Source organism: Empedobacter sp. UBA7620, assembly GCF_002484185.1.
In the GTDB taxonomy this organism is placed as follows: Bacteria; Bacteroidota; Bacteroidia; order Flavobacteriales; family Weeksellaceae; genus Empedobacter; species Empedobacter falsenii_C.
Genome location: NZ_DLJI01000004.1, coordinates 1 through 8,934, shown reverse-complemented (window position 1 = coordinate 8,934; position 8,934 = coordinate 1). Strand labels below are relative to the sequence as shown.

At 31.6% G+C, this 8,934-nt stretch carries 12 protein-coding genes; 4 read left to right on the top strand and 8 right to left on the bottom strand.

Annotated elements, in window-relative coordinates; genetic code table 11:
- The 7 genes from B2217_RS00970 to B2217_RS00940 all read right to left on the bottom strand — a co-directional run.
- A partial coding sequence (locus B2217_RS00970) for a DUF421 domain-containing protein (protein ID WP_291121982.1) occupies positions 1–351 on the bottom strand: 351 nt, incomplete at its 3' end.
- A gap of 249 nt (positions 352–600) precedes the next feature.
- Positions 601–1,509, bottom strand: a complete 909-nt coding sequence (locus tag B2217_RS00965) for a M28 family metallopeptidase (RefSeq protein WP_291121980.1) — start codon at positions 1,507–1,509, stop codon at positions 601–603.
- Positions 1,510–1,568: 59 nt separating this feature from the next.
- Positions 1,569–2,033: a hypothetical protein gene (locus tag B2217_RS00960; RefSeq protein ID WP_280050277.1), complete on the bottom strand. Its 465-nt coding sequence runs from the start codon at positions 2,031–2,033 to the stop codon at positions 1,569–1,571.
- A 1-nt stretch (position 2,034) separates the two neighbouring features.
- The gene (locus B2217_RS00955; RefSeq protein WP_291098793.1) at positions 2,035–2,703 is read right to left on the bottom strand and encodes a sterol desaturase family protein; all 669 of its coding nucleotides are present in this window, start codon (positions 2,701–2,703) and stop codon (positions 2,035–2,037) included.
- Between the two features lie 133 nt (positions 2,704–2,836).
- Positions 2,837–4,120, bottom strand: a complete 1,284-nt coding sequence (locus tag B2217_RS00950; RefSeq protein WP_219035370.1) for a citrate synthase — start codon at positions 4,118–4,120, stop codon at positions 2,837–2,839.
- An 80-nt stretch (positions 4,121–4,200) separates the two neighbouring features.
- Positions 4,201–5,493, bottom strand: a complete 1,293-nt coding sequence (eno, locus tag B2217_RS00945) for a phosphopyruvate hydratase (RefSeq protein WP_038333789.1) — start codon at positions 5,491–5,493, stop codon at positions 4,201–4,203.
- A 206-nt stretch (positions 5,494–5,699) separates the two neighbouring features.
- Entirely contained in the window at positions 5,700–6,149 is a 450-nt protein-coding gene (locus B2217_RS00940) for a hypothetical protein (protein WP_114999220.1), read from the bottom strand.
- Positions 6,150–6,283: 134 nt separating this feature from the next.
- Here B2217_RS00940 and greA point away from each other — a divergent pair, with 134 nt between their 5' ends.
- The 4 genes from greA to B2217_RS00920 are packed head-to-tail and all read left to right on the top strand — an operon-like array spanning position 6,284 to position 8,135.
- Entirely contained in the window at positions 6,284–6,763 is a 480-nt protein-coding gene (greA, locus tag B2217_RS00935) for a transcription elongation factor GreA (RefSeq protein WP_019976987.1), read from the top strand.
- 22 nt (positions 6,764–6,785) lie between these two features.
- Positions 6,786–7,178: an HIT family protein gene (locus tag B2217_RS00930; protein ID WP_114999218.1), complete on the top strand. Its 393-nt coding sequence runs from the start codon at positions 6,786–6,788 to the stop codon at positions 7,176–7,178.
- 3 nt (positions 7,179–7,181) lie between these two features.
- Entirely contained in the window at positions 7,182–7,751 is a 570-nt protein-coding gene (locus B2217_RS00925; RefSeq protein WP_038333778.1) for a tetratricopeptide repeat protein, read from the top strand.
- Entirely contained in the window at positions 7,752–8,135 is a 384-nt protein-coding gene (locus B2217_RS00920) for a hypothetical protein (RefSeq protein WP_052217679.1), read from the top strand.
- Here B2217_RS00920 and B2217_RS00915 read toward each other — a convergent pair.
- The gene (locus B2217_RS00915) at positions 8,132–8,560 is read right to left on the bottom strand and encodes an NUDIX domain-containing protein (protein ID WP_180905999.1); all 429 of its coding nucleotides are present in this window, start codon (positions 8,558–8,560) and stop codon (positions 8,132–8,134) included. The genes B2217_RS00920 and B2217_RS00915 overlap by 4 nt on opposite strands.
- Positions 8,561–8,934 lie beyond the last annotated feature (374 nt).

Below are 8,934 nucleotides of genomic sequence, written 5' to 3'. Positions count from 1 at the left end.
TTCTTCCGAATTAATTCCCAATTTGCACAACATCGTAAAATCAGCTTTTCCATTACGGATTAAAATTTCAGGTTTTTGTTCAATTAAGTTTCCTAAAAATTTATTCTTTAGCAGTATCTTTTTGACAATAAAATTTAAAAGAAACAATACAAAAGCTGCTATCAATCCACCTTGCAAGCTCGAATCTGAACCAACCATAGCATTTTGAACAGCATTACTAATCAATAAAATCAAAATAACATCTGCTGTATTTAATTGCGATAATTGTTGTTTACCAAAAATTCTAAGTGCAATTAACATAAAAAAATACACCGAAATACAGCGCAAAACGATTCCTAAATAACCTTCCATACATTTATTTTAAGGTAAATAAAAGGTACTAAAAAATCCGTTCTGAAATTGGAACGGATTTAAAAATTTATTTTGATTTTCGAAGAATATAAATTCTGGAAACTCTTAAAATTAAATAAATAATTGCGAGATAAAACTTTTTCTCATAAAACAATTCAAGACCTTTTATTGGGAAAAATTTTTCTGATAAAAACGCTAACAATAAAATTACAATAACTGCAATACTAACAATATTAATTGCTTTATCCATTAATCGTTATATTTTGGTTGAATATTTTTCTTCATCATTTCGTATAAAGAATGTCCAATTCCTTGCGTAATTTCTGATAGATTTTCGAAATTAATCACCGAAACTTCATCATTTTTTTGATGATAATGATGTTGATTTTCCATGTTTACAGAAGAAAGCGCATGCGATACCACTTTATGATTTACAAAATTTACATTATCCGAACGATAAAATAATTGTTGTTGTAAATAAGGATCGTTTTCGACTTTGAATGTTCTAGTCGAATTGTTGTTCATCAAATTCATCAAATCCGAACGATCGCTACCTGTCATATACACTTTTCCTTCACCAAAAGCAGAAACAGTTCCAATCATTTCAAGATTCAACATCACTTTCATATTTGGTAAATATGATTGAAAATCTGTATTTTCTACCAACATTTTAGAACCAATTAATCCAATTTCTTCAGCATCAAAAGCCATAAACATCATGGTTTGCTTAACTTTTTTATTTTTGAAATAATCAGACAAAGCCATTACAGCCGAAGTTCCACTCGCATTATCATCCGCTCCATTATAAATTTTATCCTCACCTTTGTCATCTGTTCCAACATGATCAAAATGCGCACCAACAGCATAAATATCAGACGATTTCCCTTCTTTGATTCCACAAACATTTTGTCCCGTTTTCCCTTTATATTCAAATTCGATTAAATATGAATCACCAACACAAGGTTTTAATTTATTTTGTTTGAATTTTTCAGCAATCAATTCAGCAGCCAATCGATTTTCGGGTGTTCCAAATTTTCGACCTTGCATAGCATCAGAAGCTAATTCTTCGACATATTTCTTTTGATTTTCTTTAGAATATTGCGCGTTTGCTTGATTGAATGCAAGCAGTCCAATCGCAAGTAAAGTATATTTTTTCATTTTTTGTGTAAACTTAATTTGACGGAAGATACGAAAAATTAACTTTTCTTCTCAAACATCTAATTATAAACACATGGAAAGATATTTTCTTTTACCAATTCTGTTTTTTCATTTACCTTTTTAAAATACCAAGAAGTAGTATGAGGTCCAGTTGAGATTATATTTGATTTGAAATCATTTAAATTAATCCTGAATCCTAACTTCTTAAAAATCGAATCATTTTCTTTATTTAATCTTATGAAAATAAGGTTATTATTAATCATAGTTGCATAATAATTAGTCTTTATTCCATAAAGTTTGTATCTAGAAATACTTGATAATTGTAAATAATCTTTTTTATAATTTAAATACCAAACATAGCCTTTATTAATACAATAATCATTAAGATTTATATTCGTAATTATTTCTTTTAAATTTTCATCATTTAAAACCACTAATTCAGCAGAAAAATTTTCTTTTATTTCTTGAGCAAAAAGCAAATTAGAAAATAACAATAAAAGTATTATAGTTTTGATACTATTCATATTAACTTTTCTTCTCAAACATCAATTCTTTTACTTTTTCTTTGTCTTCTTTTTCATTCTTTAAGTCGAACATTGTTCCGAAAATACGATCCCAAAACGTATTGGAAACGCCAAAACCTAATTCTTCGTCTTTATAATGATGCAAATGATGATTGCGCCAAAGTGGTTTCATAAACTTGAAAGGCGGCGCAACAGCGTGAATCAAATAATGCATAGACGCATACAATAAATAGCCAATCATAAAACCAGGAAAGAAAGCAAAAGCATATTTCCCTAAAATTAAATATTGAATCAAGAAAATGATTGACGCCAAAAGAATACTTGGAACTGGAGGCATAAACAAACGTTGTTTATCGCGTGGATAATGATGATGATTTCCATGAAAAATGTAAACAATTCGTTTTAGACTTGGTTGTTCGGCTGTCCAATGAAAAAGATAACGATGCGCAAAATATTCGAACAAGGTCCAAAATAACATCGCTCCAAAAAAAATTGAAATAACTGTTATTGTAGATAAATCGTAGCTAGAAATTCCATAATAAATACAATAGGAAAGTAGAGGAATGTACATTCCCCAAATAACTGCGGGATGACCTTTTGTCAACATTTCGAGGTATTTGTTTTCGAAGATTTGCGCTTGACCTTTATTATGTATTTTCTCAAATTTCATGGTTACAAAATTTAATTTACTTAAAAATAAGGTTTTAACATATTTTAAACAAACAATCTCTAAAAATTAATTGTTAAAAAAAATCCGAAAATCAAAGTTTGATTTTCGGATTATATGATAAATAAGAAAATTCTTATCTGTTTTCAATTTCAACGTAATCACGTAATGGTGCTCCTGTGTATAATTGACGAGGGCGACCAATTGGTTGATTTGTTTCGCGCATTTCCATCCATTGTGCAATCCATCCTGGTAAACGTCCAACAGCAAACATAACTGTAAACATTTCAGTTGGGATATCTAACGCTTTGTAAATAATTCCTGAATAGAAATCTACGTTTGGATATAAGTTTCTTGATTTGAAATACTCGTCTTCTAAAGCAGCTTGCTCTAATTTTTTCGCAATATCTAAAATAGGGTCATTGATTCCTAATTTCTCTAAAACGTTATCCGCAGCTACTTTGATGATTTTCGCACGAGGGTCAAAGTTTTTATAAACACGGTGTCCAAATCCCATTAAACGGAATGGATCGTTTTTATCTTTTGCTTTAGCTAAGTATTTTTCAACATCTCCACCATCATTTTTGATCGCTTCTAACATTTCTAATACTGCTTGGTTAGCACCTCCGTGTAATGGTCCCCATAATGCAGAAATACCTCCAGAGATAGAAGCAAATAAACCTGCATGAGAAGAACCTACTAAACGTACACTTGATGTAGAACAGTTTTGCTCGTGATCTGCGTGTAAGATTAATAATTTGTCAATTGCATCAATAATAACTGGATCTAAGTCTAATTCTTGACCTGGTTTTTTGAATAATAATTGATAAAAATTTTCTACATAAGATAATTTATCGTTAGAGTAGTTAACTGGTAATCCTTTAATTTTTCTTTGTGTCCAAGACGCTAATACTGGGAATTTACCTAATAAAGTAACTGCCGCTTTGTACATATCATCTGGAGAAGTAACATCAACAACTTTTGGGTTGAATGCTGATAAAGCAGCTGTTAAAGATGTTAATACTCCCATTGGGTGAGCAGAACTTGGGAATGCATCTAAGATTTTGATTAAATCTTCTGACACATAGTTATACTCATTAATATCAGCGATAAATTTATCTAATTCAGCTTGTGTAGGTAATTCTCCTTTGATTAACAAATACATTACTTCTACGAAAGAAGATTTCTCTGCTAATTGTTCAATAGGATATCCACGGTACATCAACTTACCTTCTTCACCATCTAAAAATGTAATTCTAGATTCGCATGCCCCTGTATTTTTGTAACCTGGATCCATTGTGATTAATCCAGTAGCACTTCTTAACTTGGAAATATCAATAGATTTTTCATCCATTGTACCAGTTGTAACAGGTAGCTCCAACTCATTTCCGTTGTAATTTAATATTACCTTATCTGACATTTTATAGTTTATATTATTTATTGCGTAATTTACACTTTTTTTATTAATTTGAGACTGATAAATATCAGTCTCAAATTATTTTATCGCTTAACTTTAAAAGCCTTAAGCCCTGGAAAAATTGCAGTTTCTCCAAGAATCTCTTCAATACGTAATAATTGGTTGTATTTCGCCATACGATCAGAGCGAGAAGCAGAACCAGTTTTGATTTGTCCTGTGTTCAAAGCAACAGCTAAATCTGCAATTGTAGCATCTTCTGTTTCTCCAGAACGATGAGACATAACTGCTGTATAACGTGCATTTTGCGCCATTTGTACTGCTTTGATCGTTTCTGTTAACGTACCAATTTGATTGAATTTTACTAAGATAGAATTTGCTGTTTCAGCATCAATTGCTTTTTCTAATTTAGTTACATTCGTTACCAATAAATCGTCTCCAACAATTTGAACACGTTTACCGATTTTATCTGTTAAGATTTTCCAACCTTCCCAATCGTTTTCATCCATACCATCTTCAATAGAAATAATTGGATATTTCTCTGTCAATTCTGCTAAATAAGCTGCTTGCTCTGCAGAAGTACGGATAGCTCCTTTCTCTCCTTCAAATTTTGTATAGTCATATTTTCCATCGTGATAGAATTCTGATGATGCACAATCTAATGCAATCATAATTTCTTCACCTGCTTTGTAACCTGCTTTTTCTATTGCAGAAATTACAGTATCTAAAGCATCTTCTGTACCATCAAAAGTTGGTGCAAATCCACCTTCGTCACCTACTGCTGTAGATAAACCACGATCGTGTAAAATTTTCTTTAATGCATGAAAAACTTCTGTTCCTTTGCGTAACGCATCAGAAAAAGATTCTGCCTGAACTGGCATAATCATAAATTCTTGGAATGCGATAGGCGCATCAGAGTGAGAACCTCCATTTACGATATTCATCATTGGAACTGGTAATGTGTTTGCATTAACTCCACCGATGTATCTAAACAATGGTAAACCTAATTCTTCTGCTGCAGCTTTTGCAACCGCTAAAGAAACACCCAAAATTGCATTAGCACCCAATTTAGCTTTGTTTTCAGTTCCATCTAAATCAATCATTACTTGATCGATTAAATTTTGTTCAAAAACAGAAAAACCAATTAATTCTGGAGCAATCACTTCATTTACATTCTCGATAGCTTTCAAAACTCCTTTACCTAAGTACAAGTCTCCACCATCACGTAATTCTACTGCTTCATACTCTCCTGTAGATGCTCCTGATGGAACAGCTGCACGACCTAAAACACCTGATTCTGTATACACGTCTACTTCTACAGTTGGGTTACCACGAGAATCTAAAATTTGTCTTGCATGGATATGCGAAATAATGCTCATTATTAATATTTTTTAATTGATAAAATTTTGATTTACCAAAAATAATGGATTTGAGTAATCTTTACAACGAAATTATCTTTTTTTAAAAATAATTTAATTCAAAAACCATTCGAAAAATTTATGCATGCATAATAAAGAAGTATAATTTCGATGCCTGCAAAGATTATTATTTTTTGAGTGAATTAAAAAAACTTTCGTTAAAAAATTTAATTCGTTATTGTAAGCGTTCCATTTGCATTTACATACACTTGGTAAGTTCTTGGTGCTCTGTTCGCTACTTTTGTAGGTTGTCCTGTTAATAAAATCCATTCAGAATTATCTGCATCACATACAATACTGATGTCATTCTTTACATACAAAGTAGTTTCTGCACCAGGACAAATATGCGGCGCATTACGATCGTAAGCTTTGAAACCAGAAGCCGTACGCACCACAATCAAACCTCTAGAACCAGCTGTTGCTCCATCTACATATACCCATCCTCCTGGATTGTTTAGATTAGAATACAAAGGTAAATTGATATTGATTGAAACATTCACAATCGTATTTGGCACACAACTTACTACACCGTCATCTGAATTACAACCTTGAAATAAGCTTGCAAAAACACAAACCAAAATAACCTTATTTAGAATCGTTTTAATAAATTGTTTCATTTTTAATTTGCTGTATTTTTTTTATTATCTTTGTAGTACAATAACTAAATAGTCCTGCGCATAGTATTACATATGTGTAGGATTATTTATTTTATAAGACCTATTTAATAAAAAATTAATTAAACATTGTTGTTATGGCAAATATACAATATGTAACGAAAGAAGGATTAGAAAAGTTGCGTGAAGAGCTTCATCAGTTAGAAACTTTTGAGCGTCCAAAAATTTCGCAACAAATTGCTGATGCTCGTGATAAAGGAGATTTATCTGAAAATGCAGAATACGATGCTGCAAAAGAAGCTCAAGGAATGTTAGAGATGCAAATTGCTAAATTGAAAGAAGTTGTAGCATATGCACGCGTAATTGATGAATCTAAATTAGACCATTCTAAAGTATCAATATTATCAAAAGTTAAAATAAAAAATACAGCGAACGGACAAGAATTAGTGTACACTTTGGTACCTGAATCTGAGGCTGATTTAGCTAAAATGCGCATCTCTGTAAATACTCCAATCGCAAAAGGATTGTTAGGAAAATCACTTGGAGAAGTTGCAGAAATTACATTACCTAACGGAATGACTTTAAATTTTGAAATTTTAGAAATATCTTTGGACTAAGATTTCAAAAATTAAAAAACATATGGCAAGCATTTTCACTAAAATTATAAACGGAGAAATACCATCATACAAAATTGCCGAAAACGATAAGTACATCGCTATTTTGGACGCGTTTCCTTTGGTAGAAGGTCATGTATTGGTTATCCCGAAAAAAGAAGTCGATAAAATCTTCGATTTAGACAAAGAAACCTATTTAGGTTTAATGGACTTTTCTTATGAAATTGCACAAGCTATAGAAAAAGCAATACCTTGTTTACGCGTTGGCGTAGCTGTTGTTGGTTTAGAGGTACCACATGTACATGTGCATTTGGTTCCTCTAAATACAATGCAAGATATCAATTTCTCAAATCCAAAACTTCAATTATCTGCCGAGAAAATGATCGAAATTGCAGATAATATCAAATCATATTTATAATCGATGAACAAATACATTAAATTAGTAATCGCCGCTGTATTAATCGCTTTAGCAATCTTTTTGTTTACCATTCGCGAATACGGTTGGGGATTTGTTTCGTTATTAGTCGCTGTATTTCCAATTTTATTCTATTTCAGAAACGAAAACATCTTGTTAGCTTTCTGGTTTTTACGTAAAGAGGATATGGCAAAAGCGAAAAAATGGTTACAAAAGATCAAAAATCCATCATCAGAATTAATTCCTAAACAAATGGGATATTACCATTATATGATGGGAATTACTGAAGCGCAGGACAATGTTGCCGTTTCAGAAAAATATATGAAAGAAGCCTTAAACTACGGTTTATCATTTGATCATGACAGAGCAATGGCTAATTTATCTTTGGCTGGAGCTGCAATGTCAAAAGGTAAAAAGAAAGAAGCGGAAGGTTATATTAAAGAAGCGAAGAAAAACGATTCGAAAGGAATGTTTACAGATCAAATCAAAATGATGAATGATCAAATGAAACGTTTCAACGTAAGTAATTCGCAATTACAAAACCCACATATGCGTCACAAAGGACGTAAATTCTAAATGGATATATCAAAATTTACAGAAGAATCATCATCAAACACCAACAAGTGGAAACTGATTGAAGAATTTTTTCAACAAAATTTCACAGACGGTGAAAGACCAGATTTAGATACCATTCTTTTTTTAATCGGTGTTCAAGAATTAGGACAAGGAAAAAAACGATTTAAAAAAGATGATAAACTCAATTTATTACACATTGCAGTTTGTCGCGTGTTAGAACCTTTTGGTTTTTATCGTTTCGATGGATTAGATCCAGATGGTTGGCCACATTTTGAGTTGTTGGAAGATTTACCACCGCTTAAAACTAATGAGCAAACCTTGTTAATGAAATACGCTGTTATACAGTATTTTGATGATCAAAAAATAATAAACTTCGAGTCTTAAGATTCGAAGTTTTCTTTTTTATACAAATCAACTACCACTTTATCTGCATCCAGTGTAAATTTCTCTACATTCAATTCTTCTTTCGATAACCATAACAATTCGTTGATATCAGCATCCAAAATTTTCAATTTAGCCAATGCTTTCTCTGTAATTGTCGCTTTATAATAAATTAATAAAACCTGTTCTGTTGGATCAAAAGCATTCAGCACAAAAAAATCTTGTGTATAAAAATGCTCATGAACTTCCACTTTCAAATTCAATTCCTCTTTTATCTCTCTCCTTATACAATCTTTAGTTCCTTCACCAAACTCCAGTCCACCTCCAGGAAACTTATAAATTAATTCTCCCTGAAACGGCTCGTGAATCACCAATACCTTTCCCTTGTGCTCCAATAACGCATATACACGCACATTAAATGGTTTCATATCTTCTTTTACTTTAAAACCTAAATATATAAAAATTCTTCATTCAATTGTTTATTATTATGGCGTTCCCTTCGGTCGGGCTATCCGTTCCAATCTTTTGTAGAAGAAGATTCTATTACAGATTAGAAAAATTCAATTCCTACAAAAGGATTTCCACTACTATCCCTAACGCGGGTTTTGAGTTATAAGTTGTAAGTTTTGAGTGATAAGTTATAAGACGTTAGATTTACTAGAATAAAAATCTATGCAAACTATCCTCTTGAGGGGATTATAGGGGTGTTTATGAAGTATTACGTAATAAGTTTTATGTTATACGTAGAACGTAGCACTTAAAACCTATAACTTTATTGAACATAAAAAAGCCTCAAGAAAAT

Excerpts from the sequence above, each read along its gene's own strand:
- B2217_RS00965 (WP_291121980.1), bottom strand. The coding sequence starts at position 1,509 with ATGAAAAAATATACTTTACTTGCGATTGGACTGCTTGCATTCAATCAA.
- B2217_RS00960 (WP_280050277.1), bottom strand. The coding sequence starts at position 2,033 with ATGAATAGTATCAAAACTATAATACTTTTATTGTTATTTTCTAATTTG.
- B2217_RS00930 (WP_114999218.1), top strand. The coding sequence starts at position 6,786 with ATGGCAAGCATTTTCACTAAAATTATAAACGGAGAAATACCATCATAC.
- B2217_RS00920 (WP_052217679.1), top strand. The coding sequence starts at position 7,752 with ATGGATATATCAAAATTTACAGAAGAATCATCATCAAACACCAACAAG.
- B2217_RS00955 (WP_291098793.1), bottom strand. The coding sequence starts at position 2,703 with ATGAAATTTGAGAAAATACATAATAAAGGTCAAGCGCAAATCTTCGAA.
- eno (WP_038333789.1), bottom strand. The coding sequence starts at position 5,493 with ATGAGCATTATTTCGCATATCCATGCAAGACAAATTTTAGATTCTCGT.
- B2217_RS00940 (WP_114999220.1), bottom strand. The coding sequence starts at position 6,149 with ATGAAACAATTTATTAAAACGATTCTAAATAAGGTTATTTTGGTTTGT.
- B2217_RS00925 (WP_038333778.1), top strand. The coding sequence starts at position 7,182 with ATGAACAAATACATTAAATTAGTAATCGCCGCTGTATTAATCGCTTTA.
- B2217_RS00915 (WP_180905999.1), bottom strand. The coding sequence starts at position 8,560 with ATGAAACCATTTAATGTGCGTGTATATGCGTTATTGGAGCACAAGGGA.
- greA (WP_019976987.1), top strand. The coding sequence starts at position 6,284 with ATGGCAAATATACAATATGTAACGAAAGAAGGATTAGAAAAGTTGCGT.
- B2217_RS00950 (WP_219035370.1), bottom strand. The coding sequence starts at position 4,120 with ATGTCAGATAAGGTAATATTAAATTACAACGGAAATGAGTTGGAGCTA.